A 26,794-nucleotide genomic window follows, 5' to 3' on the forward strand; every position below is an offset into this window, starting at 1 on the left:
CCAGGCGGGGGGGGGGGCCGGCCGGGGGGGGGCGGGCCGCCCCCGGGTGTCATCGCAGGTAGCGGCGCCGCGTACGGGTGAGCAGGAACAGCCCTGCGATCAGCAGCACGGTGCCGGCCGTGGCGGGCCACAAGGTCGTGCCGGTCTCGGCCAGGGCGCCGCCCTGGGTCGCCTGCGGTTCGGTCTGACCGGCGGCGGCAGGGTCGCTCCCGCCTGTGGCCTGCGGCTGGGCGGAGCCGTTGCCCGCGCTGGTGCCGTCCTTCGCCGGGGCGGCAGCGGCGCTCCGGGAGGCCTTGGACGACGCATAGACCCTGGGTTCCGTAGTGCTGGACACCGTGGGCGCGTTGTCGTCCGCCGGCTGTTCGGTCCCCGGAGCGGCGGTCGTGGGCTGCGCGGTCGGGTCGTCGGATCCGCCGCCGGAGTTCCCCTTGCCGGACCCGTCGCCCGAGTTCCCTCCGTTGTCACCGGCGGGCGGCGTGGTGGGGTCCTCGGTGGGCTGAGCGGTCGGCTGGTCCGTGGGCGTCTCGGTGGGCCGGTCCGTCGGCTTCTCGGTCGGCTTCTCGGTCGGCTGGTCCGTCGGCTTCTCGGTCGGCTGCTGGGTCGCTCCGCCGTCCGAGCCCGGGTCTTCGCCGGTGCCCGCGCCGCACTCACGGCCGCCGTTGATGCAGGACACGACCTCCTTCATGAGGCCCTCGTCGAAGACGTTGATGAAGTCGCCGTGGTCGGTGACCGGCTTGTGCAGCTGCTCGGGGAAGGAGTCCACCGCGAACAACGGGGTCGTACGGCCGCCGTCCTGCAGGCTCGGCGCCTTCACGTCGTAGACGATGCGCTGCACCAGCTGCGGGATGGCCTTGAAGCCGTTCGAGCAGTTGCCGGAGGCGTCGGCGAAGGCCACGTGGGTGCGGTGGTTGGCGCTGTCGATGTTGCGGCCGTCCCAGCAGCTCTGGAACTTGAACGTGCGGACCACGTCGCTGCCCTGCGGGCACAGCGGGTACTTGTCCTTGAGCTGCCGGTCCTCGAAACCGGTGCAGCTCCAGGAGGCGTTGGCGTTGGCCGGGCCGTTGACGAAGGCCTTGGCGTCGCCGGTGATGATGCGCAGCAGGCGGGGCATCTCGGTGACCTGGCTGTGCGGGTTGCCGATGAACGTCATCGTGACCTGCTTCGGCGTCACGATCTGACCGGCGTTGCCCTCGATGCCGCCGCCCGGTGAGTTCGCGTCCTTGTCCTGGCTGCCGTTCTGCAGACGCAGCACCGGCCAGTAGTACGTGGACTTGTCGCCCTGGTTCTCGCAGCTGGTGTCGGCCTTGGCAAGGTCGTCGTCGCTGGCGAAGGCGTTGTTGGACTGGTTGCCGACGTAGTCGTGGAAGTGATGGGCGCCGTTGGTGACGCCGGGGGCGACGATCACGTTGTCGGAGTTGCGCAGTCCGTTGGCGTTGACGCCGCAGCTGGTGGTGAAAGTGCCGCTGGAGGCGAAGGACTTGAGGTCCGGGGCCGGCGCGTTGGGCTGGACGGTGTTGATGTCCTGGTAGTCCCCGGCCACCGGACCGTTGCCGGCCTGGCCTCCGTTGCCACCCTGCTGACCGCCGCCGTTCTGCTGGCCGCCCCCGTTCTGCTGGTCTCCCCCGTTCTGCTGGTCTCCCTGCCCCTGCTGACCGCCGTTCTGGGAGTCACCGCCCGCGGCCTGGCCGCCGTTCTGGTCGTTCCACATGCGCAGCGAGCAGTCCGCCATGGAGCCGAGGCCGTCGGGACGCCTGCCCGCCTGCTCGATGGCGCCGCCGATGCGGTCGAGCGACTCGGCGCGCTTCTCCTTCAGCGGATTCATGACCGTGTCGTCGGTGTAGCCGCTGTCCTGGCGTTGCTCCGGCGTCGCCGCCTGCAGGCGCTGGTACGCCTCGGCTATCTGCTGGTCCAGCGAGGCGAGTTCCTTGTCGACGTCCCCCCGCGCCTGGTCCGGCACCTGCGTCAACTTGCTGCCGACGTCGGGGCATTCGATCGTGCCGGCCATGGCGCTGCGCGTCTGCGCCCCGTCCGTGCCCGAACCGCCTTCGGTCGCAGAGGCGTAGACATTGGCCGCCACCAGCCCGCCTCCGCCCAGCATCAGCGCGAATGCCGCAAAGGTTGCGCGGCGCGGGCCTGTTGGGCGTCTGCGCGTGTTGCGTCCCACGTGAGTTCTCCTACGGATCATGGCGGTCGGGCATGAGAATCCCTCGCCACATACGGACCGCGGCACCCGCGTGTTCAAGCACCCCACAGATTCATAGGAACCTCTCAGTAAGCGCGTGCCCCCACATCCCCACACGTGGCACAAATCGGGGCAGCATGGCACGGCGGGAACGCGGCCGGGCAGAACTTCGACGTTGGACCGCCGGGGACGCGTGAGCGGTACACGGGGTGGAGCCCTCTGGTGGCGGCTCACCAACAACAAGCTCCGACAGTGGAGCCCCCGCAACCGCCATTTCTTGAACAGAGAATCAGGACACGTGTCACATCTGCTTCATCTCTTGACGTGTCTGGTTCAGACCTTTAGGTTCCGGGTCACGCAGCTTCACAGGCACGCCCAAGGTTCACTCACGTGAACTCTCTTGGGCTGCTCCCCCCACCGTCCGCTGCTGCCGAAAGGCCGTGACCCCACTCATGAACGCACAACCCCCCACCCGCGCCGCCGCATTGCGCGGCGGCCTCGCCATAGCCCTCGTCGCCCTCTCCGCCGCGACCCTCAACGCCTCCCCCGCCGGTGCCGCAGAGCCCGCGCCGATGGTCGTGGCGCCCTACCTCTACAACGGCTGGGGCAGCCCGCCCAACCCCAGCACCATCACCGACGCAACCGGCGTGAAGTGGTTCACCCTCGCCTTCGTCCTCAGCAACGGCAACTGCAACCCCCAGTGGGACGGCAGCCGCCCGCTCACCGGCGGCGTCGACCAGCAGACCGTCAACACCGTCCGGGGCAACGGCGGTGACGTCATCCCGTCCTTCGGCGGCTACAGCGGCAACAAGCTGGAGAGCTCCTGTTCCAACGCCGGCGACCTGGCCGGGGCGTACCAGAAGGTCATCGACGCCTACGGCCTCAAGGCGATCGACATCGACATCGAGGCCGACGCCTACAGCGATCCCACCGTGCAACAGCGCACCGTGGACGCGCTGAAGACCATCAAGGCCAACAACGCAGGTCTGAAGGTTTACATCACCATCGGCACCGGGCAGAGCGGCCCGGACACGAGCCTCATCAACCGGGCTGCGTCCTCCGGGCTGACCGTGGACGCCTGGGCCATCATGCCGTTCGACTTCGGCGGCGCAGGCCAGAACATGGGCGACCTCACCGAACAGGCCGCCGAGGGCCTGAAGTCCGCGCTGAAGAGCGCCTACGGCTACGGCGACGACCAGGCCTACCGGGACATGGGCATCTCGTCGATGAACGGCATCACCGACAACAACGAGACCGTCACCGTCGACGACTTCAAGACGATCCTCGGGTACGCCCAGCAACACCACCTGGCCCGCCTGACGTTCTGGTCCGCCAACCGCGACCGCCCCTGCAGCGGCGGCCCCGCGGACAGCTGCTCCGGCGTCGACCAGACAGACTGGGAGTACACGAGCGTCTTCGCGCAGTACACCGGCTGAACTCCCCCACGGACACCCCCAGTTGCCACCCCCCACACCCCCCACACCACCAAGAGAGACAGCCGTGTCCAGAACCAAGAAGCACGCCGGCAGTCGCCGTCTACGGATTCTGCTGACCGCCTTCCTCCTCGCCGCCACCGGTTCCGGTGCCGCCGTCGTCCTGCCGCACCTCACCCAGGGCGCCCAAGCGGCGGCGCCCGACCCCGACCTGGGTCCGAACGTCACCGTCTTCGACCCGTCGACCCCGGCCGACACGATCCAGAGCAGCCTCGACGCCACGTTCAAGGAGCAGGAGACCAACCAGTTCGGCGCCGCCCGCAAGGCGTTCCTCTTCAAGCCGGGCACCTACGACGCCGACGCCAACGTGGGCTTCTACACGCAGGTCGCCGGTCTCGGCCTGTCCCCCGACGACGTGAACATCAAAGGCGCGGTGCACGCGGAGGCCGACTGGTTCCAGGGCAACGCCACCCAGAACTTCTGGCGTTCGGCGGAGAACCTCTCGGTCACCCCGAACTCCGGCACGGACCGCTGGGCGGTGTCGCAGGCGGCGCCGTACCGCCGGATCCATCTGCGCGGCAACCTCGCCCTGGACGACGGCGGTTGGTCCAGCGGCGGGTACATGGCCGACACGAAGGTCGACGGGCAGGTCCGCTCGGGTTCGCAGCAGCAGTGGCTGACCCGCAACTCCCAGCTCGGCAGCTGGACCGGCTCCAACTGGAACATGGTCTTCGTCGGCAGCCAGGGCGTGCCCGCCACCAGCTTCCCCAACCCGCCGTACACGACGGTCGACAAGAGCCCGGTCACCCGTGAGAAGCCGTTCCTCTACGTCGACTCCGACGGTGCCTGGAAGGTGTTCGTGCCCGCGGCGCGTACCAACTCCAGTGGTGTGAGCTGGAGTTCGGGCACCCCGGCGGGTACTTCACTCCCGCTGTCCGACTTCTTCATCGTCAAGCCGGGTGCCACGGCCGCCCAGATGAACGAGGCGCTGGCCGCGGGCAAGCACCTGCTGATCACTCCGGGCGTCTACCACCTCGACCAGACCCTCAAGATCACCAAGCCGGACACGGTGGTGCTGGGCCTCGGGCTCGCCACCCTCGTACCGGACAACGGCATCACCGCCATGACCGTCGCCGATGTCGACGGCGTCCAGCTCGCCGGGCTGCTCATCGACGCGGGTACCACCAACTCCTCTCAGCTGCTGGAGATGGGCCCGAGCGGTTCGTCGGCGGACCACGGCGCCGACCCGAGTTCGCTGCACGACGTGTTCTTCCGCATCGGCGGCGCGGGCGTCGGCAAGGCCACCACGAGCCTCACGGTCAACAGCAACGACGTCATCGGCGACCACCTGTGGATCTGGCGCGCCGACCACGGGGACGGCGTCGGCTGGAACACCAACACCGCGGACACGGGGCTTGTGGTCAACGGCGACGACGTGACGATGTACGGCCTGTTCGTCGAGCACTTCCAGAAGCACCAGACGATCTGGAACGGCAACGGCGGCCGCACGTACTTCTACCAGAACGAGATGCCCTACGACCCGCCGGACCAGGCGGCCTGGATGAACGGCAGCACGCAGGGCTACGCGGCCTACAAGGTCGCGGACTCCGTGACCAGCCACCAGGTCTACGGCTTCGGCAGCTACTGCTTCTTCAACGCCAATCCGAGCGTGACGGCCGAGCACGCCATCGAGGCGCCGGACAACCCGAACATCCGCTTCACCGACATGGTGACCGTCTCTCTCGGCGGTACGGGCACGATCCGCCACGTCGTCAACGACCGCGGCGGACCGTCCAACTCGTCCACCAACGTCGCCAATCTCGTCAACTACCCCTGACCTGACGAGGAGTTGATCCGATGCATGCCATCAGAACCGGCGCCGCGCGCATCCTCGTGCTCCTGGCGATCCTGCTGACGGGGCTGTCCGTGCCGAGCGCCCATGCGGACGCCCAGCCGTTCAAGGTGCTCGCCCTCTACAGCGGCACCTGGGACGCGGCCCACATCAGCTTCGTCCACGAGGCCAACGACTGGTTCCCGAAGCAGGCCGCACAGAACGGCTTCACCTACACGGCCAGCAACAACTGGGACCTGCTCGCGAACGGCGGAGTCAAGGGCTACCAAGTCGTCCTGTTCCTCGACGACCTGCCGCAGAGCGCTGCCCAACGCAGCGGCTTCGAGAACTACATGAAGGGCGGCGGGGCCTGGATGGGCTTCCACGTCTCCGCCTTCACCACCGACGCGCAGAACTGGTCCTGGTACCACAACCAGTTCCTCGGCAGTGGCAACTTCGAGTCCAACACCTGGGGGCCGACCACCGCGGTGCTGCGCGTGGAGGACCGCACCCATCCCGCCACGCGCGACCTGCCGGCCACGTTCACCTCGTCCGTCAGCGAGTGGTACAGCTGGTCGAACGACCTGCGGCAGAACCCCGATATCAAAATCCTCGCCTCGGTCGACCCGAGCAGCTTCCCGCTCGGCACCGATCCCAACCAGTCCTGGTACAGCGGCTACTACCCGATCCTGTGGACCAACACGAAGTACCGGATGCTGTACGCCAACTTCGGCCACAACGCGATGGACTACGACACCAACACCACCCTGTCCTCGACCTTCGCGAGCGAGACGCAGAACCGCTTCCTGCTCGACGGCCTGAAGTGGCTGGGTGGTGCCCAGAGCGTCCAACCGAGCGCGCACCCCTGAGCCGGTGCGCGTTGGGCCCCGACCGCCGCGCGGTCGGGGCCCTGTTCCGTGCCCGCTCGACAGCACCACCGTTAACCACGCCTTCACCACCGGGACTCAGCCGACGCTCCCCTTCCACCGGACGGCCACCTAGCCTGGCCCCGGCCCGGAAGCGCTCCGGTCCCTCGTCCCGTCACCGAAAGGCGATCTCGCGCATGCGCCTTCAACGACCGCCCGCAGCAAGACGATTCGGCGCCAGATCCGCGGCCGTCCTCACCACCACCGCCCTCGCGGTGGCCGCCCCCTTCCCGTCCGCGGTGGCCGACACCACCGCCGAGCGTCCCTCCTCGCTCGTCGACCCCTTGATCGGCTCCACCAACGGCGGCAACACCTACCCCGGCGCCACCCTCCCGTACGGGATGATCGCCTGGTCGCCCACCAGCACCACCGGCGACCAGACGAGCACCGGAGCGGCCAACGGCTACGAGTACAACGCCACCCGCATCCGCGGTCTGAGCCTGACCCATGTCAACGGCGCCGGCTGCAACCCCGGCGCGGCGGGCGACATACCGATCATGCCGTTCGTCGGCGACGTGACCTCGTCTCCGTCCGCGGACACCAAGGACGCGGTCTACGCGGCGAACTTCTCGCACGCCGATGAGAAGGCGACGCCGGGCCGCTACACCCTCGGCCTCGCCTCCGGCGCCAAGGCCGACCTCGCCGTCAGCAAGCGCGCGGGCGTCGCCGACTTCACCTTCCCGAGCGACCACCCGGCCAGCCTGCTCTTCCGCGTCTCCAACTCGCTCAACGGCAGCCAGGACGCGCACGTCGACATCGACGCCGCGCACCACAGGGTGACGGGCTGGGTGCTCACCGGCGCCTTCTGCGGCCGCCGCGCCAACGGCGGTGTCAACAACCGCAAGAGCTACTACAAGCTGTACTTCAGCGCCTCCTTCGACCGGGCCTTCTCCTCGACCGGCACCTGGAAGGACTCCGCCGTCTCCCCCGGCTCGACGTCCGCCTCCGGTGGCGAGGGCTATGCGACGGGCGCGGACCGGGCCGGGCGCGGCTCCGGCGGCTGGGTCGGCTTCGACACAAGCTCTGACAACGATGTCCACATGCGGATCGGCATCTCCTACGTCAGCCAGAAGGGCGCCGAGGCCAACCTCCGGCAGGAGATACCGGCGCACGCGAGCGTCGGGCAGGTCGCCGAGGCGGGGGCGCGGGCCTGGGACCGCGAGTTGGACGTCGTCCGTGTGCAGGGCGGCAGCGCCGCGCGCCGCCAGACCTTCTACACGGCGCTGTACCACGCCCTCATGCAGCCCAACCTGATCAGCGACACCGACGGCCGCTACTGGGGCATGGACCAGGCCGTCCACCGAGTGGCCCGCGGGCAGCGCGCGCAGTACAGCAACTTCTCCGGCTGGGACCAGTACCGGGCTCAGATCCAGTTGCTCGCCCTTCTCAAGCCCACGGTCGCGGGCGACTTCGCGCAGTCCCTGTACAACTTCGCGCAGCAGAACGGCGGAGTGTGGGACCGCTGGGTGCACATCAGCGGCGCCACCCACGTGATGACCGGCGACCCGTCGGCGACGACCCTGGCCACCTTCTACGCCATGGGCGTGCGCAACTTCGACTACCAGGGCGCCTTCGACTCGCTCGTCCACCAGGCCACCGTGCCGAACCCGGACGGCCTCTCCGACGCCGGCTGCCCCGGCCAGTGCGTGGGCCAACGCCCCAACCTGGCCCAGTACTTGAGCTCCCACTACGCCGCCCAGGACGTGTGCCACTGCTGGGGCGGGGCCGCCGAGACCCTGGAGGACGCCGTCGCCGACTCCGCGCTCGGCCAGTGGGCGAAGCTGCTCGGCCGGGACACGGAGGCGAAGGTCTTCAGCGAGCGGGGCGCCTACTGGCGCAACGTCTTCGACCCCGGAACGGGATACATCCAGGCGCGCAAGCTGGACGGTTCGTGGGTGACCCCCTTCAACCCGGGCAGCGATCTCGGCTTCGCGCAGGGCACGAGCGCGACGTACACCTGGATGGTGCCGCAGGACGTCCAGGGCCTCGCCGCCGCGATGGACGGCCGCGAGGCGGCGGCCATCCGGCTGGACGGCTTCTTCCACAAGGCGGACGGCTCGTGGTCGGTGCGGGGCGGCGACGCGCTGCGCTACGACCCGACCAACGAGCCCGGCATCCACGCCCCTTGGCTCTACAACGCCCTCGGACAGCCCTGGAAGACCCAGGCGACCGTCCGGCAGATCCTCGACACCGTGTACGGCACCGGCCCGTCGGGCCTGCCCGGCAACGACGACCTGGGCACCATGTCCGCCTGGTACGTCTTCTCCGCGCTCGGCATCTACCCGCAGACCCCGGGCACCGCCAAACTGCTGCTGGGCGCCCCGGTCTTCCCGTCCGCGGTGATCGACCGCCCCGGCCGCAAGGACCTCGTGATCACCGCGCCGGACGCCGACGACATGCACATCTACGTCGACTCCGTACGCCTCGACGGGCGGGCCCTGCAGCAGTCTTGGACCGGGGCAGGCCCGACCGTCTCGGGCGGCAGGCTCGACTTCCGGCTGACGGAGCAGCCGAACACGCAGTGGGCGACGGACCCCGGCACGCTGCCCGAGTGAGCCGTACCCGGTGGGCACGGCCGGGTTTGCGAAGGCGCGAGCTCCGGACCTGCTGACGGGCGGCCGTCGTACTCCGACGGTGACGGCGACGGCCGCCCGGGAGCAGTGATGAGAGCCGACGACCTCGTGCCGCCGGGACGGACCGGGCTGTGCGTCAGTCGGCTCGGTCTGGACCCGGCATCACCGGGCGGGCTGTTCGTGCCCGTCTCCGACCAGGAGTGCTCCGCCGTCCTCGACCGTGCGTGGCGGCTGGGCATCCGGCTGTACGACACGGCGCCCGTGTACGGCTACGGGCGCTCGCACCGGAGGAGGTGAGCGAGACCGTCGACTTCTTCAACCACCCGATCCAGCCGGGACTTTGGCCGACAGCCAAGGCCGCCGGGCTGCTCCCTGCGCACACTCCCACACCCGAGTGAGCCGATCACCGGCTGCAAGCCCGGTGGATCCACCGTGGCGATTTCGTCCTCGTACCCGCCATGATCCTGAGCCCGCACTGTTGTTCCCAACGATGAATACGATGAACCGGTGACGAGTGACACCCCCACACGGGCCGGCGCCGACGAAGACGCCCGGCCGGCCGCGGACCCCCAGGCCGCCTCCTGGACACAGCGCCTGCGCCGGTTCGGGTACACCCCGGCCTCCCGGACCGACACCCGCGACCGTCTGGTGCCGCCTTTCCCCGAGCCGGGCACCCGTGTCTGGGAGTTCCTGGGCATCGGCCCACGGCTCGCCGGGCGCATCGCGAGATCCATGGGCTGGGTGGGGCCGATCCTCGTCGCCCTGGTCGCCGGGGCGCTCCGGTTCTGGCGTCTCGGGCAGCCGCGGGCCCTCGTCTTCGACGAGACGTACTACGCCAAGGACGCCTGGGCGCTGCTGCGGCTCGGCTACGAAGGCACCTGGCCGGACCGCAAGGTCGCCGACCCACAGATCCTGGCGCACCCCCAGGTCATCCCGCTCTCCGACGCCGGCAGCTTCGTCGCGCATCCGCCGATGGGCAAGTGGGTGATCGCCCTCGGCGAGAGCCTGTTCGGCCTGGACCCGTTCGGCTGGCGGTTCATGACGGCGCTGCTGGGCACCCTGTCGGTGCTCATGCTGTGCCGAATAGGGCGCCGGCTGTTCCGTTCGACGCTGCTGGGCTGTCTCGCCGGTGCGCTGATGACGGTGGACGGCCTCCACTTCGTGATGAGCCGTACCGCACTGCTCGACCTCGTGGTCATGTTCTTCGCGCTGGCCGCGTTCGGCTGCCTGCTCGTCGACCGGGACCGGGCGCGAGCCCGGCTGGCGGCCTCCCTGCCCGTGGAGGAGGGCGGCTTCGCGCGCCCCGACGAGCACACCGGCGAACGCGTCGGCATGGGCCTGCGTCCGTGGCGGCTCGCGGCCGGCGTCTTCCTGGGCCTGGCCGCCGCGAGCAAATGGAACGGCCTGTACTTCCTCGTCTTCTTCACGGCCCTGACCCTCCTGTGGGACGTCGGCTCCCGCCGCGTGGCCGGCGCCTACCGGCCCTACCAGGCCATGCTGCGCAAGGACCTCGGCTGGTCGGTGCTCTCCATGGTCCCCGTCGCCGTGCTGACATACCTGGCGACCTGGAGCGGCTGGTTCCTGTCCGACAAGGGCTACGGCCGGCACTGGGCGGACGGCCGCGGCGGCACCTGGTCCTGGATTCCCGCTCCGCTGCGCAGCCTGTGGCACTACGAACACGCCGTCTACGAGTTCAACATCGGCCTCCACACCCCGCACCGCTACCAGTCCAACCCGTGGAGCTGGCTGGTCGACGGGCGGCCGGTGGCGTTCTACTACCAGGCCCCGACGGCGGGGCAGGACGGCTGCCACGCCGCCGCCGGCTGCTCGCAGGAGATCCTGGGCCTGGGCACCCCGCTGCTGTGGTGGGCGGCCTGCGCCGCGGTCGGCTATCTGCTGTTCCGGTGGGCCCTGCGCCGCGACTGGCGCGCGGGCGCCGTCCTGTGCGCGGTGGCCGCCGGATACCTCCCCTGGTTCAACTACCAGGACCGCACGATCTTCTCCTTCTACGCCGTCGCGTTCGTGCCCTACCTGTGCCTGGCCGTGGCCATGATGGTGGGCGCCATGCTGGGGCCGCCCGGGGCGAACGAGCGACGCCGGCTCACCGGTGCGGTGAGCGCGGGCGTACTGGTGCTGCTCATCGCCTGGAACTTCATCTACTTCTTCCCGCTGTACACAGGCCAGACCATCCCGTACACCGACTGGCACTCCCGGATGTGGCTGGACACCTGGATATGAGACCCCGCCGGATGCGCCCGGCTCTCACAACATCTCCAACTCCGCTGTCGTACGCCCGAGATAGGTGACCGGTCCGGGGTCCGGCACCTCGATCGCGTGGAAGCCCAGGCGGTCGTAGAAGGCTCTGGCCGGAGTGTTGGCCGTGACCATGGACAGGTGTACGGCGGCGACGCCCTGGTCGTGCAGGGCGCGCAGGAAGGTGCGCATCAGCGCGCGGCCGTGTCCGCGGCCCTGCCACGCGGGGAGCAGGTCGATGTGCAGATGGGCCGGGTATGCGGCAACCTCGGGGACGATCATGCGCTCGGGGTGGTGCAGCAAGGGGATCATCGCCTCGTCCGGGGTGTCGGGCGGGCCCGCGGGCTCCGGGTAGCGGTCCGCGACCAGGGGCAGCCACTTCGCACGGAAGGCCTCGACGAAGCGGGGCGTGTCCGCGGTGCCGAGGACGTAGCCGGCCGCTCTGCCCTGCCCGTCGTCCAGGACGAAGGCCAGCTCCGGTTCCAGGTGGACGTACGGGGCCGCGAAGATCACCGGGAAGATGCCGGGGTCTGCGTAGACGGGGCGGCTGTCCTGGCCGTTGTGCGCGGTGCGGATGCAGATGTCGTCGAGGGCTTCGCGGTCCTGGGAGCGGTAGGGGCGGATGGCGGGAGTCGAGGTCATCCGGGCATCCTGCGCCTTGCGGGAGCGCTCCCACAAGGGGTTTGGGCCCGGACCGGACGGTCCGGGCCCACGGGCGTCACGGAAGCGGAAGGCCGTCGTGAAGTCGCTGAAGGTCTCGCGCCGCCAGTCGCTGACGTTCGGCTCCTCGACCCCGGTGAACCGGTCCAGGAACTGCAGAGCCGAGGTGTGGTCGAAGGCCTCCGAGGCGACCCAACCGCCCATGGTCCAGGGCGAGATGATGATGGCGGGCCCCCGGAAGCCGCCACCGATCGGCAGCCCCTGGATGTACTCGTCCTTCGTCCCCGCCGGCGCGGTCGGCGGCGCCACGTGGTCGAACAGGCCGTCGTTGTCGTCGTAGTTGAGGATGAAGGCGGTCTTGCGCCACACCTTCGGGTTGGACGCGATGGCCTCGATCTTCGAGGCGACGAAGTCGGCGCCGGCGGCCGGCAGGTAGTCGGGGTGCGCCGACTGGTAGCTGGTCGGCATGATCCAACTGACCGTCGGCAGCCGGTCGTTAACGGTATGTCCTTGCGCGTGTAGTGACCCATCGCATAGGGGCCGTTGGCGCCGTCGGCCTTGCGGTGAGTCGGCAGCCACTGGTCCATCCTGCCGCCGTTCCAGGCCCGGTGCTGCACGGACCAGGCATGGCTGGTGGACGGGATGGCCTGTGCGCTCGACTTGTGGGTGTCGAGGTGGAAGGGCAGCAGATAGCCCTTCGGATTCACGGCCGACGTGCTCGATGCCGCCCAGCGAGCCGTTCTTCGGCGGCCCGGTTGCGACGGCCTTCCGGACGCTCGGCGGGAGGAGGGAGAGGGCCGCGGCGCCGCCCAGCGCGCCCGCGGCGGAACCCAGGAATCTACGACGTGTCAACTCGGCTACATGGACATTGCCCGGCGTTGGGAAACGGAGGGCGCCCTGCGCATGAGGGCGCTCGACCGACCGTCAGTCGGCCGAGTCCGAATGGAACTCCATGGCCAAGGCGTCGGGTTCGACGGTGATGACGGCCTGGGCACGCGGTGGACGGGAGGTCACCTTGAACCGGGGCCAGGCCTGGAGGACGGTCGCGAGAATGATGAGGAGCTCGACCCACGCGAGGTTCTCCCCGATGCACTTGCGGCGGCCGTCGCCGAAGGCGAGAAAGGGCCCTCGGGTGCCCGCGACGCCGTCCGCCTCCCAGCGGTCCGGGTCGAAGCTGTCCGGGTCGGGGAAATAGGCGGAGTCGTGCTGGTGCAGATAGGGACTCCACATGACGTCGGCGCCCTCGGGTATGAGGTGTCCGCCGAGTTCGATGTCGCGGGTGGCGGTCCGCGTCACCATCCAGATCACCCCGTACTTCCTGATGACCTCCTGCAGAACCCGTCGGGCGTACGGGAGCCGGTCGATGTCGTCGTAGCGCAGCGGCCGGTCCCCGCACACCGAGGCCAGCTCCTCACGAAGGCGTCGTTCGACGGCGGGGTTGCCGGCGATCTCGTACAGCACCCAGGCGAGTGTGGTCCCGGTGGTCTCGATCGCTCCGCCCAGGAGGGTGATGGTCTCGTCCTGGAGCTGCCGGCGGCCGAGTTGGTCCTCAGCGCCGATCAGGGTCTCGAACAGACCGCTCTGCCGCCGGCGCGCCTCGGCCGCGTGCGGGCACGCCTCGGCACCGGACGCACCGTCCGCCGAAGCCGATCCGGGTGCGGTGACGTCGATGTGGTGGTCGATGGCCTGGTCGATAAGGGCGCGCAGGCGGGCGACACGGTCGGCGTGCGCGCGGTTGGCGGGCAGCGGCAGTCGCGTGACCCAGGGCGGGAGAATGACCTGCCGAATCGTTCCTTTCATGATGTCGGGCAGCAGGGCGGTGAACTCGCCCTCCAGGTGGGCGGGCAGGTCCGCGCCGAACACGGCGACGAGGAACGTGGCGAGGGTGACCTCGTTCATGTCGGCGAGCACATCGCGCGATTCGGCCGCGGTCCAGGCGCCGACCATCGTCCGAACCTGCTCGATCATGGCGTTGCCGCGCTCGGCGATGTGCGCCTTGTTGAACATGGGCTGCATCAGACGGCGGTTGCGCAGATGGGTGTCGCCGTCGGCGACGGTCGCGATTCCGTCACCGAGGAAGACCCGCAGCGCGTCGTTGTACTTGCCGCCTTTGGTGAAGTGGGCGGCGTCGGTCACGAGGACACGGCGGGTCAGTGCGGGGTCCGTGACCACGTAGGCGGGTGTGGGGCCGATACGTATTCGCACCACGCTGCCGTATTCGCGCAGCGAGGTCATGAACGGCAGCGGGTCGCGGGCGAGGCGGAGTCCGTGTCCGATCAGCGGCAGTCCGCCGGGGGCTGTGGGGGTGGGGACGGGTGCCGCGGTGGGGGCGCTCATCGCTCGATCACTCCTTGTGGGGGCGGGGGCAAACGCCCAAAAGCATGCCCATGACCAATTCGCCCGATGCACCGGAACCATGCTCTCTGCGTCACATCCACGGTCTGCGCCCCAGGCGCACGGAACGAGGCATCGACGGACATCCCTGCGACGTCCGGGAGCACGGGTTTCCCTGCTGTCTGCGTCCGCCCAGGTGCGCCGTGGGCCCGAAGTGGCGCATTCTTGCTGTGTCGCCCGCTGGACGGCGTACGGACGAGGTAGGGCCGATGACTCGCGCGGAGCACGCACACCGGACGCCCGGGCAGCTGGCCGCGCTGCTGATCGACGCCTCGACGGAGGCGATCGGTGCGGCCGGCGGGCACTCGGGAGGGGTCTATCTGCGCTCGGGCACGCCCGGGCTGCTGCGCCTTGCGGTGCTCGCGGGGCTGCCGGGCCCGCTGTTCCGGCCCTGGTGGCGGCTGCATGTGGACCGTCCGTTCCCGGTGGCCGACGCCTACCGGCTCGGTGTGCAGGTGGTCCTGCCGAACGCCACGGAGACGATGCGCCGCTATCCCCAGTTCGCGGCCGGGCTGCCGTTCCAGTTCGGGTCGATGTACGTACCGGTCGTGGGCGGGCCGACGACCTTCGGTGTGCTGACCGTGCTGCGTCCCTCCGCCGCGGACGCCACCGAGCTGCTGCACTGCCGTGATCGCATGGTGCGGCTGGCCGAGGACCTGGGCACGGCCCTCGGGCGCCTGGAGGACGGCGGCAGATCGCCGGTCGCCTGGGACGGGGAGCCGGTGTGCGTACGGCCGCCGGGCGCGCGGCCGCCCGCGGGGCGTGCCGGGGGTTTCGCCTGGGATCCGGTGACGGACGTCGTGACCGTGGACGAGCGCCTGCCCGCGCTGCTGGGGGTGCCGGCCGACGGGTTCGCCACGTCCGTGGAGGCGCTCGCGGACGCCGTCGCCCCGGCCGAGACACAGCGCGTCCTGGCCGCGCTGCGGGAGACCGCCGCGGGCCGGCCACCGCCCCTGCCGCTGTATGTGCGGGCCGAGGACGGCGCGCTGCGGCTGGTGGAGCTGTGGAGCCCGTACGCCGCCCCCGCCCCGCCCGGCACACCGTCCGGCGCGCATCCCGTCCGGGGCTTCGTCGTCGACCCCGGCCCCGGTGCGGCGGCCGACGCCGCGGCCGACCTGCTGCCCGACGGCGTGCTCTGCCTGGACCGGCTGGGGCTGATCCTCTACGCCAACCCCCGCGCCGGACAGCTGCTGCACTGCTCCCGGACGCAGCTGCTCAGCCGTCCGCTGTGGGAGGCGGTGCCCTGGCTGAACCAGCCCGCCTTCGAGGACCATCTGCGCAGCGCTCTGCTGTCGCCGGACCCGGTGCGCTTCCCGGTGGCACGGCCCGGCGGGGAGAACGCAGAGCCGTCGTACGAGAGCGCCTGGCTCGACGTGTGTGTCTATCCGGGCCCGGACGTGCTGACGTGTACGTTCCGTCCGGCGGACCACGTGGCGGACGCCGCCGCCCCCGCTTCGGAGCCGGCCGCCTCGGCCTCGCCCGACGTGCCCTCGATGGCTCCGCTGTACCGCCCCATCGTCCTCGCCATCGCGCTGACGGAGGCGGTCACCGCACGGCAGGTGGCGGCCGTGGTCATGCGGGAACTGCTGCCTCCGTTCGGCGGCCGCCGGCTGGCCATCTATCTGCTGCAGGACCGGCATCTGTATCTGGCCTGGGAGAACGGCTTCCCCAAAGGGTTCCTCGCCCCCTTCGAGGGCGTGGGCCTGGACGCCCATCTGCCCGGTGTCGAGACGCTGACCGGCGGCCGCCCGATCTTCTTCGACTCGATGGAGCAGCTGGCCGCCGCCTATCCGGGCATCGCGCTGGACGCGGACGAGGGAGCCCGCGCGTTCCTGCCGCTGATCGCCTCCGGGCGCCCGGTGGGTTCCTGCATCCTGGGTTTCGACGGTTCGCGCAGCTTCAGCACCGAGGAACGCACGGTGCTGACCGCGCTCGCCGGACTGATCGCCCACGCCATGGAGAAGGCGAAGCGCTACGAGAGCGAGGCGGCGCTCGCGCGCGGGCTGCAGCAGGCCCTGCTCCCCCGTCGGCTGTCGGCCCATCCGCAGGTGGAGACCACCGGGCGCTATCTGCCCGGAACGCAGGGCATGGAGGTGGGCGGCGACTGGTACGACGTCGTCGAGGCGGGGGACGGTCTGGCGCTGGTCATCGGCGATGTCCAGGGGCACGGTGTGCAGGCGGCGGCCACCATGGGTCAACTGCGCAGTGCGGTAAGGGCGTTCGCGCTCGGTGACCGGCCGCCCGACGAGGTGATGAGCGGCACGAACCATCTGCTCATCGACCTCGATCCCGGACAGTTCGCGAGCTGCTGCTATATCCGGCTGGATCCGGCGTCGGGCCTGGCGCGGGCAGCCCGTGCCGGGCACCCGCCGCCGCTGCTGCGCCACCCGGACGGCCACACCGAGGTGCTGGACCTGCCCGGCGGTGTGGTGCTCGGGGTGGATCCGCACGCCCAGTACCCCGTCGCCGAGCTGCGGATCGAGCCCGGTGCCGTCCTCGCCTTGTACACGGACGGGCTCGTCGAGCGGCCCGGCGTCGACATCGACGACGGCATCACGGCCCTGCGGGTGGCCCTGGCGAAGGTGGGCGCCCCCGCCGTACGCCCGGGCCGGCGTCCGCTGGCCGGGATCGCCGACCGCCTCACCGCGGCGGCCCGGCACTCCGCCGACCGCCCCGACGACATCGCGCTGCTCCTCGCCACGCGCCGTGCGGCGCACGGGAACCAGCGGTGAACCCGTCCCCCGCCCGTGACGTCGGCACACGCACGGGAGGCGAACTCCGTCACCCTCTGTGATGCCTCTCGCCTCACACGGCCCGGCAGTGTAGACATGGGCACATGGTCCGTCTTCCGGACCGTTCCGGGACCCGGTCGCACCGCCGTCCCGGCGGTCCCCGTGCCCGCCGCGCGACCGATCGCGCCCACGCAGCGCACGGGCAGCGCACGACGCGGACGCCACACAGTGCGCCCACCCGCCGAAGAGGGCATCCGGGCGAGCCGGAACCCGCGCGCATCACGGCGTTGCGGTCGGCGCTGACCGGGCGCAGCATCGCCAGGCAGGTGTTCGTCCTGCAGGTGGTGATCGTGCTGCTGCTGGTGGTCGCCGCGGTGGGGGCGCTGTATCTGCAGGTCCGGCACGACAGCACACAGGAGGCCCGCAACCGGTCGGTCGCCGTCGCCGAGGCGTTCGCCAATGCGCCGGGCACCCGCGAGGCGCTCAGCAGCCCGAACCCCACGAAAATTCTGCAGCCGCGGGCAGAGGCCGCCCGCAAGGCGACCGGCGTGGACTTCATCGTCGTCATGAACACCGACGGCATCCGCTACACCCACCCCAAACCGAACCGCATCGGCAAGAAGTTCGTGGGGACGATCGAACCCGCGCTGGCCGGCGGGACGGTGGTCGAGGAGATCAACGGGACGATCGGGCGGCTGGTGCAGGCGGTCGTGCCCATCAAGGCGGACGACGGCAAGGTCGTGGGCCTGGTGTCGGCCGGCATCACGACCGCGACCGTGGGCGGCACCGCCGACCGGCAGCTGCCGCTCGTCCTGTTCGCCGCGGCCGTGGGACTCGCCCTGGCCACCGGGGGCACGGCGCTGGTGAGCAGACGGCTGCTGCGCCAGACGCACGGTCTGGGCCCGGACGAGATGACCCGCATGTACGAGCACCACGACGCGGTGCTGCACGCCGTCCGCGAGGGCGTACTCATCGTCAGCGGCGAGGGCCGGCTGCTGCTCGCCAACGACGAGGCGCACCGTCTGCTCGATCTGCCCGAGGACGCCGAGGGCCGGTACGCCCTCGACCTCGGCCTCGCCCCCGACACGGCCGAGCTGCTGGCCTCCGGGCGGGTCGCCACGGATGAGGTGCACCTGGTCAAGGACCGGCTCCTGGCGGTCAACCAGCGGCCCACGGACGTCCAGGGCGGCCCGCCGGGCAGCGTCGCCACGCTCCGCGACTCGACCGAGCTGCGCGCCCTGTCCGGCCGGGCCGAGACGGCGCGGGAACGCCTCAACATGCTGTACGACGCCGGGGTGGGCATCGGCACCAGCCTGGACGTCGCCCGCACCGCGGAGGAGCTGGCGGAGCTCGCCGTCCCGCGGTTCGCCGACTTCGCGACGGTCGACCTGTTCGACGCGGTGCTGGGCGGGGGCCAGCCGGAGGCGGTGACCTCCTTGCGCCGTACCGCGTCCAGCGGGATCCGCGAGGACGCCCCGCTCTACAAGGTGGGCAGGCAGATCAGGTTCGTCGACTCCTCGCCGCAGGCCCGCTCCCTGCACTCCGGGCAGGCCGTGCTGGAGCCGGACCTCGGTGCGGCGCCGGGCTGGCACGCGCAGGATCTGGAGCGCACCGCGCAGGTCGTCGAGTACGGCATCCACTCGCTGATCACCGTGCCGCTGCGCGCCGGAACGCTGGTCCTCGGGGTGGTCAGCTTCTGGCGCGCCGAGAAGCCCGAGCCCTTCGACGTGGACGAACTGGCCCTCGCCGAGGAGCTGGTGGCCCGCGCCGCGGTCTCCATCGACAACGCCCGCCGCTACACGCGCGAGCACAGCATGGCCGTGACCCTGCAGCGCAGCCTGCTGCCCCGCAGACTGCCCGAGCAGAGCGCCCTGGACATCGCCTACCGGTATCTGCCGGCGCAGGCCGGAGTCGGCGGGGACTGGTTCGACGTACTGCCGCTGTCGGGCGCCCGGGTCGCCCTCGTCGTCGGCGACGTCGTCGGGCACGGGCTGCACGCCGCGGCCACCATGGGACGGCTGCGGACGGCGGTCCACAACTTCTCCGCCCTCGACCTGCCGCCCGACGAACTCCTCGCCCTGCTGGACGAGTTGGTCGGCCGCATCGACCAGGACGAGACGCAGGACGAGATGCAGGACGAGACGGCGGACGGCGGCCACGCCCCGGTCACCGGCGCCACCTGCCTGTACGCGATCTACGACCCGGTGTCCCGGACGTGCACCATCGCCCGGGCCGGCCATCCGCCGCCGGCCCTGATCCGGCCCGACGGCAGCGTCGAGTTCCCCGATGTGCCCGCCGGTCCCCCGCTCGGCCTCGGCGGCCTGCCGTTCGAGACGGCCGACCTGGTGCTGGAGGAGGGCAGCCGTCTCGTCCTCTACACGGACGGGCTGGTCGAGGACCGGGAGCGGGACATCGACGAGGGTCTGGCACTGCTGCGGGGCGCGCTGGAACGCGCCGGTGAATCGCCGGAGGACACCTGCCGGGTGGTGCTCGACTCGCAGCTGCCGGCCAGACCGAGCGACGACGTCGCCCTGATCGTCGCCCGCACGAGGGCACTCGACGCCGACCGCATCGCCGACTGGCAGGTGCCGAACGACCCGGCGAAGGTCTCGGAGGTACGTGCTTCCGTCAGCCGCCGGCTCACCGGATGGGGGCTCGACGAGCTGACGTTCGCCACGGAGCTCATCCTGAGCGAGCTGGTCACCAACGCGATCCGCTACGGCGCCGACCCCATCCATGTCCGGGTGCTGTTCGACCGCACCCTGATCTGCGAGGTCTTCGACAGCAGCAGCACATCGCCGCATCTGCGGTATGCGGCGATGACGGACGAGGGCGGCCGCGGCCTGTTCCTCGTGGCCCAGCTCGCCGACCGCTGGGGCACCCGGTACACCCCGGAGGGCAAGGTCATCTGGGCGGAGCAGCCGCTGCCCTGACTCGGCCCCTTTTGGTCCGTACCTTCTTCGTACGACTCTACGAACTTCTTCCGCGACGGGTGTGCCTCGCCCGGATCCTCTGATAGGAAACCTTCCTATCAGTGTCATCGCACGGCCAACTCCCCACCCCCCACCACTCCTTGGAGCCCCCGTGAGGCACCTCTCCGGCGACCCTGCACATCCCACCCGCATCTCACGCCGCACCGTCCTCTTCGCGGCCGGCGCGTCCCTGGCCGCGGCACCCCTCCTGCGGCCCTGGCACGCCTCGGCCGCTCCGGCCGCGGCAGGCTGCGTGGGCCTCGACGACCCGGCGAAGAAGGAGATCGCCATGAAGCTGGTGTCGAGCGCGGAGAACTCCTCGCTCGACTGGAAGGCGCAGTACAAGTACATCGAGGACATCGGCGACGGCCGCGGCTACACGGCCGGGATCATCGGCTTCTGCTCCGGCACCGGCGACATGCTCGACCTGGTCCAGCTCTACACCGACCGCAAGCCGGGCAACATACTTGCCAAATACCTTCCGGCGCTGCGCTCGGTGAACGGCTCCGACTCGCACGAGGGGCTCGACCCGAACTTCCCCAAGGACTGGCGCAAGGCGGCCCAGGACACGGCGTTCCAGCAGGCGCAGAACGATGAGCGCGACCGCGTCTACTTCAACCCGGCCGTCAAGCAGGGCAAGACCGACGGGCTCGGCACGCTCGGGCAGTTCACCTACTACGACGCCATCGTGATGCACGGCGACGGCGACGACCCGACCAGTTTCCGCAACATACGCAAGCGGGCACTGAACAAGGCGAAGCCGCCGGCCCAGGGCGGCGACGAGACGACGTACCTGAACGCCTTCCTCGACGCCCGGGTGTGGGCGATGAAGCAGGAGGAGGCGCACAGCGACACCAGCCGGGTCGACACCGAGCAGCGGGTGTTCCTGCGCAACGGGAACCTGTGCCTCGACACACCGCTCAACTGGAAGGTGTACGGGGACAGTTACCACATCGGCTGACCGGTCCGCGGAGCGTCTATGGGCTCATAAAGTTGATTTATGAGCCCATAGACCGGACCCGCGTACCGACTTAGGCTTGCCTTAGCTTAGGCTTCCCGTTCGAGTCGCCTGTCATCGCTCGAAGGGAACCTGATCATGCCGCGCCCCCTGCGGGTAGCCATCGTCGGAGCCGGCCCCGCCGGGATCTACGCCGCCGACGCCCTGCTCAAGTCCGAGGTGGCCGCCGAACCCGGCGTGTCCATCGACCTCTTCGAGCGGATGCCCGCCCCGTTCGGCCTGATCCGCTACGGCGTCGCCCCCGACCACCCGCGCATCAAGGGCATCATCACGGCCCTGCACCAGGTGCTCGACAAGCCGCAGATCCGCCTCTTCGGCAACGTCGACTACCCGAACGACCTCAGCCTGGACGACCTGCGTGCGTTCTACGACGCCGTGATCTTCTCGACGGGTGCGACGGCCGACCGCGAGCTTCGCATACCCGGCATCGAGCTCGACGGCTCGTACGGCGCCGCCGACTTCGTGTCCTGGTACGACGGCCACCCGGACGTGCCGCGCACCTGGCCGCTGGAGGCGGAGAAGGTCGCCGTCCTCGGCGTCGGCAACGTCGCGCTCGACGTGGCACGCATCCTGGCCAAGACCGCGGACGAGCTGCTCCCGACCGAGATCCCGCCGAACGTCTACGACGGCCTGAAGGCCAACAAGGCGCTGGAGATCCACGTCTTCGGCCGCCGCGGCCCGGCGCAGGCGAAGTTCTCCCCGATGGAGCTGCGGGAGCTGGACCACTCCCCCAACATCGAGGTCATCGTCGACCCCGAGGACATCGACTACGACGCGGGCTCGATCGAGACGCGGCGCGGCAACAAGCAGGCCGACATGGTCGCCAAGACCCTGGAGAACTGGGCGATCCGCGATGTCGGCGACCGCCCGCACAAACTGTTCCTGCACTTCTTCGAGTCGCCCACCGAGATCCTCGGCGAGGACGGCGAGGTCGTCGGTCTGCGCACCGAGCGCACCGCCCTCGACGGCACCGGCAATGTCAAGGGCACCGGCGAGTTCAAGGACTGGGACGTCAACGCGATCTACCGCGCGGTCGGCTACCTGTCCGACAAGCTCCCCAAGCTGCCCTGGGACATCGACTCGGGCACGGTCCCGGACGAGGGTGGCCGGGTCCTCCAGGAGTCGGGCGAGCACCTGCAGTCGACGTACGTCACCGGCTGGATCCGGCGCGGTCCGGTGGGCCTGATCGGCCACACCAAGGGCGACGCCAACGAGACGGTGGCCAACCTCCTGGACGACCACGCGAACGGCCGTCTGCAGACGCCGGGTGCACCCGAGCCCGAGGCGGTGGACGCGTTCCTCGCCGAGCGGGGCGTCCGCTTCACCACCTGGGAGGGCTGGTACAAGCTGGACGCCGCGGAGAAGGCGCTGGGCGAGCCGCAGGGCCGCGAGCGCGTGAAGATCGTCGAGCGCGAGGACATGCTGCGCGAGAGCGGCGCGTGATCGCGGGCCGGTCGTGCCGTCCGGCGCGACCGGCCGTCAGGCGGGCTTCCAGGACTGAAGGGCCGACACAGTGCGCCGCACCGTGTCCGTGTGCCCGAACAGTCCAGGCAGCCCGCCGGTGTGCAGGAACACCGTGCGCTGCCCCGGGCCGATGTCGCCGTCTCGCACGGCGGCGACGAGTCCGGCCATCGCCCGCCCGGTGTAGACGGGGTCCAAGGCGATTCCCTCGGTCTCCGCGACCGTCCGCATCGCCTCCAGAACCGGCTCGTGCAGGACGCCGTATCCCGCGCCGACCTGGTCGGTGCGCACCCGCAGGGAGCCGGGGTCGACGCTACGGCCGGTGAGCGCACCGGCGAGATCGGCCACGGTGGCGGCCGGTTCCGGCACCGCCCCGCAGTGGACACCCAGGACGCGCTCCTGCCCCAGAGCGGCGACCAGCCCGGCCATCGTGCCGCCGGAGCCGAGGGCCACCACCACGTGGTCCACGTCGGGCAGTTGGGCCCGCAGCTCCTCGCCGCCTTCGGTATAGCCGTGTGCCCCGAGCGGACTCGAGCCTCCGAACGGGATCAGGTAGGGGCGTGCTCCGTCGCGGCGCAGCCGCTCGCAGACCTCGCCGGCGACGTCGCCCAGGGTGCTGGGCTCGGCGTCGCCGGCCCAGTGGACGCGGGCCGCGAAGAGGCTGTCCAGTACGAGGTTCCCGGACCCGTCCGCCGTGCCCTCGGGTGTGCCCGGGAAGACGAGCACCACGTCCAGGCCCAGCCGGGCCCCGGCGGCAGCGGTGAGACGGGCGTGGTTGCTCTGTGCGGCGCCGGTCGTGACCAGCGTGTCCGCGCCCTCCGCAAGGGCGGCTCCCACGAACCACTCCAGTTTGCGGACCTTGTTGCCGCCGCCTCCCAGGCCGATGAGATCGTCCCGCTTGATCCATAGATCGTGTTCACGAAGGCCGAGCCGGGCCGCAAGCCGCGGCATCCGCTCGACGGGCGTGGGCCAAGTGGACAGTTCGACACGGCCCTTCACGACATCGCCCACGACAACTCCTCCGAAACAGGAACCCGCACCGCTGACCAGACGTTCTCACAGCTGCGCGTACGACCACGGGGGCCCTACCGGAAGGAACGGGGTGGGCGTGGCACGAATACTGGTCATCGGTGGTGGAATCGCCGGCACGGCGGCGGCCCTGGCGCTGCACAAGGCGGGCTTCGAGAGCAGCGTGCACGAGGCGCATCCCGGTTCGGCCGAGGATCTGGGCGCGTTCCTCACCCTCGCGAGCAACGGCATGCGCGCCCTCGCGCAGATCGATGCCTCCGACGCGGTCAGGGCGGTCGGCTTCCCGCTGACCTCGATGCGGGTCCTGGACGACGCGGGCGCCGAACTGGCACAAGTCCCCCTCGGCGAAGCCGCCGACTCTCTCCTGCAGTACCGCTGCCTGCGCCGGGGCGACCTCAACGCGGCCCTGCAGACAGAGGCCGCACGCCGGGGCATAGTGATCCGGCACGGCGCCCGGCTCGCCTCCGTCCAGGACGGCCCCGACGGCGTCACCGCGCACTTCACCGACGGCAGCACCGCAACCGGCGACCTGCTGATCGGCGCCGACGGCCTGAACTCCACGGTCCGCCGGCAGATCGCCCCCGACGCCCAGCCGTGCTACGCCGGCCAGCGAGTCTTCTACGGCTACACCCGCGCCGCAGCCCGGTCCGAACCGGACGCGCGCATCACCATGGTGCGCGGCAGCACGGCCGCCTTCGGCCATGCCGTCTCGCCCGACGGGGAGACGTACTGGTTCGCGCGCGTGGCCGGCGAGCCGCTGCCGGCCGACGAGATCGCGGACGGCTCGCCCGCCGGGTGGCGCGAACTGCTCGTTCCGTTGCTGCGCAAGGACGCCACGCCCGCCGCGGACATCGTTGCGGCCACCGGCGACGACGTCATGGTCACCAACGCCACCGAGATACCCGCCGGCACACCCTGGCGCTCCGGCCGGACACTGCTCGTCGGCGATGCGGCCCATGCGGCCTCCCCCGTGACCGGTCAGGGCGCGTCGATGGCTCTGGAGGACGCCGTCGTCCTCGCGAAGTCCCTGCGCGACGCACCGGACACCGAGACCGCGCTCCGCCTCTACGAGGAGCTGCGCCGCCCACGCGTGGAGCACAACATCACCGTCAGCGGCAACATCTCGCGCGGTGTCCACTCACCGTCCCCCGCCGCCCGGGGCACTGCCGTGCCCCGGCCCGGGGACGACGAGCTCGTCCGGCTCCTGGAGTGGGGCGTCGATGTCTGGACCCGCTCGGGGTGACCCCGGGCGACGTACGGCCATTTCGGCGAAATCCACCCCCAAATCCCCCCGGTTGTATACGCTCCAGATCCTTCACCGGAAATCCACAACAGGGGGGATTTACATGCGTATACGCTCTGTCGCCGCCATAGCCACCGCCGCGGGCACGCTCGCCGTGCTGGCGGCCGTCCCGGCCCACGCCACCGAGTACCGGTCCGCGTTGAAGATCAAGGGCATCCAGTACGACGCTCCCGGCCGCGACTCCAACAACTGCACCACCGGGAACACGGACGAGGAGTACCTGACGATCAAGAACTACTCGTCGGGCACGACCGTGAACCTGAAGGGGTACGTGGTGAAGGACAAGGCCGGCAACAAGTTCACCTTCAGCCGCAACCACTACCTGGAGCCCGGCGACTATGTGAAGCTCCGCGGCGGCCACGGCACCGACTCCGACAGAAACAACGTCGTCTACCGCAACAACTGCAACTTCATGTGGAACAACGACAAGGACACGATCTACGTGTACAAGCCGTCGGGCAGCGGTGCCGATTCGCACGCCTACACCAAGAGCGGCAACGACCCGGACGGCAACGGCTACATCACCTTCCACGGGTGACAGGCGGCCGCCCCTCCGGTGCGGGCCGGCGCGCGGCGAGGTCGCGCCTGGCCACGACCGCCAGCGCCACGGTCAGCAGCGTGAGCGCTGCCGCCTGGCCCAACGCACTCCCGAGGTAGGCGCCGGGGAGAAGGCCGAGCCACGGATACAGCGTGGCGACCCGCACCGCCAGCAGCAGCAGACCGAGCGCGGCCAGGGCCACGGCACCGCAGGCCGCGCTCCGGTCCGCGCCGCGGCGGCGCAGGAGCAGCCAGCCGAGCGCTCCGACGACGAAACAGGTGGCCGGCGCCCAGGCCGCGTCGGGCATGGCGGGCAACACGACCACCGAGGCACCCGACACCACGCTGCAGGCCGCGAAGGCGAGGCCCGGGGTGCCGACGGGCAGCACTGCCCTGGGGGCGTCACGGTGGTGGGCGGCGCACAGGGCGAGCGCCGGCAGCCAGGCGAAGAGCGCCCCGGCGGTGGCGAACCACGGGTCCCACGGCTCCAGTTCGCTCACCAGCGGAGCGGCGAACGGCGACAGCGTGGGCAGCGCGGCGAGCAGCACGGACACCTGGGCGAGGCGCCTGCGGTCGTGCAGGAGCGCAAAGTAGGCGACCGTCCACAGCAGCGGAAGCACCCATGCGGCGACCTCGACGACGTTCCCCAGCGGACCGCGGCCGGTGAATCCCGACAGGAACATGTCCCAGTCGCGCCCTCCATGCGTGGCTGCCCAGGTCAGCCCCAGGACGCGGTCGACGACCGCGGCGGCGGCCTGCAGCAGCACGGCGAACAGGGCGAAGTGACGGACGGCCGACCCGAGCAGGAGGTACGGGCGTGGCGCCCCGGTGGCGGCCAGCCTGCTGCGCATGGCGAGGGCGGCGACGCTCGCCACCTCGCCCAGCGTGGGCCTGCTCTGGTCCTGGGTCTCCTGGTCGATGTCCCACAGGTAGACCTCGACCATCTCCTCCTCCCTCTCGCGCCGGTAGTAGGCGGGCAGCAGGCGCAGCACCGTGCGGTAGCGCGTCTCGAGCAGCGTCGTCATGCCAGACCTCCGGCGAGTCCGGGGCCTGCGGCCGGACGGGCAACCGGCTTCGCGACCGCTCCGGGGGCCCTGCGCCCCTCGGCGATGCGCTCCTTGGCGGCGCTGGCGCCGGCGGCCATGCGCTCCGCCTCCGCTTCGAGGGCCTGCATCCCTTCGTCCGTGAGGCGGTAGTAGCGCCGCAGCCGGCCCTCGTGCACCTCCTCGCGGTCCAGGACGATCAGCCCGTCCGCGGTGAGTCTGTCCAGCACGCCGTACAGGGTGCCGACGCGCAACTGCACTGCGCCGTCGGACAGATCCTCGACCTCCCGCAGAATCCCGTAGCCGTGCCGGGGCTGGTCGGCCAGGGCGGTGAGGACGAAGAACGCCGCCTGAGTCATGTTCCTCGATGCCATGCCGCCACGATATATCGGCTTCCGATATATAGCGAGTCGCCGAGTCACCTGGGGATGGCGAGGCGCGAACAGG

The 26,794-nt window shown here is 70.6% G+C and carries 17 protein-coding genes and 2 pseudogenes; 12 read left to right on the top strand and 7 right to left on the bottom strand.

The genetic code is table 11. From position 1 onward, the window contains the following. Positions 1-49 precede the first annotated feature (49 nt). Positions 50-2,164, bottom strand: coding sequence for a DUF1996 domain-containing protein (locus tag P2Q00_RS44680; RefSeq protein ID WP_425579644.1), 2,115 nt, complete (start codon positions 2,162-2,164; stop codon positions 50-52). Between the two features lie 470 nt (positions 2,165-2,634). On the opposite strand from P2Q00_RS44680, the gene P2Q00_RS44685 reads away from it, so the two are divergent. The 6 genes and pseudogenes from P2Q00_RS44685 (at position 2,635) to P2Q00_RS44710 (ending at position 11,183) form a co-directional block, all read left to right on the top strand. Further along, the gene (locus P2Q00_RS44685) at positions 2,635-3,618 is read left to right on the top strand and encodes a chitinase (protein ID WP_425579645.1); all 984 of its coding nucleotides are present in this window, start codon (positions 2,635-2,637) and stop codon (positions 3,616-3,618) included. A gap of 64 nt (positions 3,619-3,682) precedes the next feature. Further along, positions 3,683-5,452, top strand: coding sequence for a pectate lyase-like domain-containing protein (locus P2Q00_RS44690; RefSeq protein WP_275780541.1), 1,770 nt, complete (start codon positions 3,683-3,685; stop codon positions 5,450-5,452). Positions 5,453-5,472: 20 nt separating this feature from the next. Next, a pseudogene (locus P2Q00_RS44695) lies at positions 5,473-6,300 on the top strand (ThuA domain-containing protein); the annotation flags it as partial. 209 nt (positions 6,301-6,509) lie between these two features. After that, positions 6,510-8,927 carry a GH92 family glycosyl hydrolase gene (locus P2Q00_RS44700; RefSeq protein ID WP_275780543.1) on the top strand — a complete coding sequence of 806 codons (2,418 nt, stop codon included), beginning with the start codon at positions 6,510-6,512 and terminating at the stop codon, positions 8,925-8,927. Between the two features lie 108 nt (positions 8,928-9,035). Next, positions 9,036-9,242 carry a hypothetical protein gene (locus P2Q00_RS44705; protein ID WP_275780544.1) on the top strand — a complete coding sequence of 69 codons (207 nt, stop codon included), beginning with the start codon at positions 9,036-9,038 and terminating at the stop codon, positions 9,240-9,242. A gap of 210 nt (positions 9,243-9,452) precedes the next feature. Next, positions 9,453-11,183, top strand: coding sequence for a dolichyl-phosphate-mannose--protein mannosyltransferase (locus tag P2Q00_RS44710; protein WP_275780545.1), 1,731 nt, complete (start codon positions 9,453-9,455; stop codon positions 11,181-11,183). 24 nt (positions 11,184-11,207) lie between these two features. Here the strand turns inward: P2Q00_RS44710 and P2Q00_RS44715 are convergent, their stop codons facing one another. The 3 genes and pseudogenes from P2Q00_RS44715 to P2Q00_RS44725 all read right to left on the bottom strand — a co-directional run bounded on the left by P2Q00_RS44715 (position 11,208) and on the right by P2Q00_RS44725 (position 14,195). Further along, positions 11,208-11,840, bottom strand: a complete 633-nt coding sequence (locus P2Q00_RS44715; protein WP_275780655.1) for a GNAT family N-acetyltransferase — start codon at positions 11,838-11,840, stop codon at positions 11,208-11,210. Positions 11,841-11,888: 48 nt separating this feature from the next. After that, a pseudogene (locus P2Q00_RS44720) lies at positions 11,889-12,710 on the bottom strand (alkaline phosphatase family protein); the annotation flags it as partial. A 72-nt stretch (positions 12,711-12,782) separates the two neighbouring features. Beyond that, entirely contained in the window at positions 12,783-14,195 is a 1,413-nt protein-coding gene (locus P2Q00_RS44725; protein WP_275780546.1) for a cytochrome P450, read from the bottom strand. A gap of 266 nt (positions 14,196-14,461) precedes the next feature. Here P2Q00_RS44725 and P2Q00_RS44730 point away from each other — a divergent pair, with 266 nt between their 5' ends. From P2Q00_RS44730 to P2Q00_RS44745, 4 genes are all read left to right on the top strand, one after another. Then, on the top strand, positions 14,462-16,984 hold the full coding sequence (locus P2Q00_RS44730) for a SpoIIE family protein phosphatase (RefSeq protein WP_275780547.1): 2,523 nt from the start codon (positions 14,462-14,464) through the stop codon (positions 16,982-16,984). Between the two features lie 104 nt (positions 16,985-17,088). Continuing rightward, positions 17,089-19,917: a SpoIIE family protein phosphatase gene (locus P2Q00_RS44735; protein WP_275780548.1), complete on the top strand. Its 2,829-nt coding sequence runs from the start codon at positions 17,089-17,091 to the stop codon at positions 19,915-19,917. A 151-nt stretch (positions 19,918-20,068) separates the two neighbouring features. Beyond that, entirely contained in the window at positions 20,069-20,917 is an 849-nt protein-coding gene (locus P2Q00_RS44740; protein WP_275780549.1) for a chitosanase, read from the top strand. A 135-nt stretch (positions 20,918-21,052) separates the two neighbouring features. After that, entirely contained in the window at positions 21,053-22,417 is a 1,365-nt protein-coding gene (locus tag P2Q00_RS44745; RefSeq protein WP_275780551.1) for an FAD-dependent oxidoreductase, read from the top strand. A gap of 36 nt (positions 22,418-22,453) precedes the next feature. On the opposite strand, the gene P2Q00_RS44750 is transcribed toward P2Q00_RS44745, so the two are convergent. Next, the gene (locus P2Q00_RS44750) at positions 22,454-23,446 is read right to left on the bottom strand and encodes a D-cysteine desulfhydrase family protein (protein ID WP_275780553.1); all 993 of its coding nucleotides are present in this window, start codon (positions 23,444-23,446) and stop codon (positions 22,454-22,456) included. A 97-nt stretch (positions 23,447-23,543) separates the two neighbouring features. Between P2Q00_RS44750 and P2Q00_RS44755 the strand changes: the two genes are divergently transcribed. Together P2Q00_RS44755 and P2Q00_RS44760 are read left to right on the top strand one after the other, a co-directional pair. Next, positions 23,544-24,707: an FAD-dependent oxidoreductase gene (locus P2Q00_RS44755; RefSeq protein ID WP_275780554.1), complete on the top strand. Its 1,164-nt coding sequence runs from the start codon at positions 23,544-23,546 to the stop codon at positions 24,705-24,707. A gap of 103 nt (positions 24,708-24,810) precedes the next feature. After that, positions 24,811-25,305, top strand: coding sequence for a lamin tail domain-containing protein (locus tag P2Q00_RS44760; protein WP_275780555.1), 495 nt, complete (start codon positions 24,811-24,813; stop codon positions 25,303-25,305). Here P2Q00_RS44760 and P2Q00_RS44765 read toward each other — a convergent pair. Together P2Q00_RS44765 and P2Q00_RS44770 are read right to left on the bottom strand one after the other, a co-directional pair. Further along, positions 25,289-26,329 (bottom strand): hypothetical protein, encoded by a 1,041-nt coding sequence (locus P2Q00_RS44765; RefSeq protein WP_275780556.1) that lies wholly within the window; start codon positions 26,327-26,329, stop codon positions 25,289-25,291. The two genes, P2Q00_RS44760 and P2Q00_RS44765, sit on opposite strands and share 17 nt — an antisense overlap. After that, a complete protein-coding gene (locus tag P2Q00_RS44770) occupies positions 26,326-26,706 on the bottom strand; it encodes a PadR family transcriptional regulator (RefSeq protein ID WP_275780656.1) in 381 nt (126 codons plus the stop codon). Before P2Q00_RS44770 ends, P2Q00_RS44765 begins: the two co-directional genes overlap by 4 nt. Positions 26,707-26,794 lie beyond the last annotated feature (88 nt).

The sequence above is a fragment of the Streptomyces coacervatus genome, assembly GCF_029223485.1.
Taxonomy (GTDB): domain Bacteria; phylum Actinomycetota; class Actinomycetes; order Streptomycetales; family Streptomycetaceae; genus Streptomyces; species Streptomyces coacervatus.

What these genes read in the sequence shown, in the direction of transcription:
- P2Q00_RS44685 (WP_425579645.1), top strand. Translation starts at nt 2,635, where the DNA reads ATGAACGCACAACCCCCCACCCGCGCCGCCGCATTGCGCGGCGGCCTC.
- P2Q00_RS44700 (WP_275780543.1), top strand. Translation starts at nt 6,510, where the DNA reads ATGCGCCTTCAACGACCGCCCGCAGCAAGACGATTCGGCGCCAGATCC.
- P2Q00_RS44705 (WP_275780544.1), top strand. Translation starts at nt 9,036, where the DNA reads ATGAGAGCCGACGACCTCGTGCCGCCGGGACGGACCGGGCTGTGCGTC.
- P2Q00_RS44730 (WP_275780547.1), top strand. Translation starts at nt 14,462, where the DNA reads ATGACTCGCGCGGAGCACGCACACCGGACGCCCGGGCAGCTGGCCGCG.
- P2Q00_RS44725 (WP_275780546.1), bottom strand. Translation starts at nt 14,195, where the DNA reads ATGAGCGCCCCCACCGCGGCACCCGTCCCCACCCCCACAGCCCCCGGC.
- P2Q00_RS44760 (WP_275780555.1), top strand. Translation starts at nt 24,811, where the DNA reads ATGCGTATACGCTCTGTCGCCGCCATAGCCACCGCCGCGGGCACGCTC.
- P2Q00_RS44765 (WP_275780556.1), bottom strand. Translation starts at nt 26,329, where the DNA reads ATGACGACGCTGCTCGAGACGCGCTACCGCACGGTGCTGCGCCTGCTG.
- P2Q00_RS44745 (WP_275780551.1), top strand. Translation starts at nt 21,053, where the DNA reads ATGCCGCGCCCCCTGCGGGTAGCCATCGTCGGAGCCGGCCCCGCCGGG.
- P2Q00_RS44735 (WP_275780548.1), top strand. Translation starts at nt 17,089, where the DNA reads ATGGTCCGTCTTCCGGACCGTTCCGGGACCCGGTCGCACCGCCGTCCC.
- P2Q00_RS44770 (WP_275780656.1), bottom strand. Translation starts at nt 26,706, where the DNA reads ATGACTCAGGCGGCGTTCTTCGTCCTCACCGCCCTGGCCGACCAGCCC.
- P2Q00_RS44715 (WP_275780655.1), bottom strand. Translation starts at nt 11,840, where the DNA reads ATGACCTCGACTCCCGCCATCCGCCCCTACCGCTCCCAGGACCGCGAA.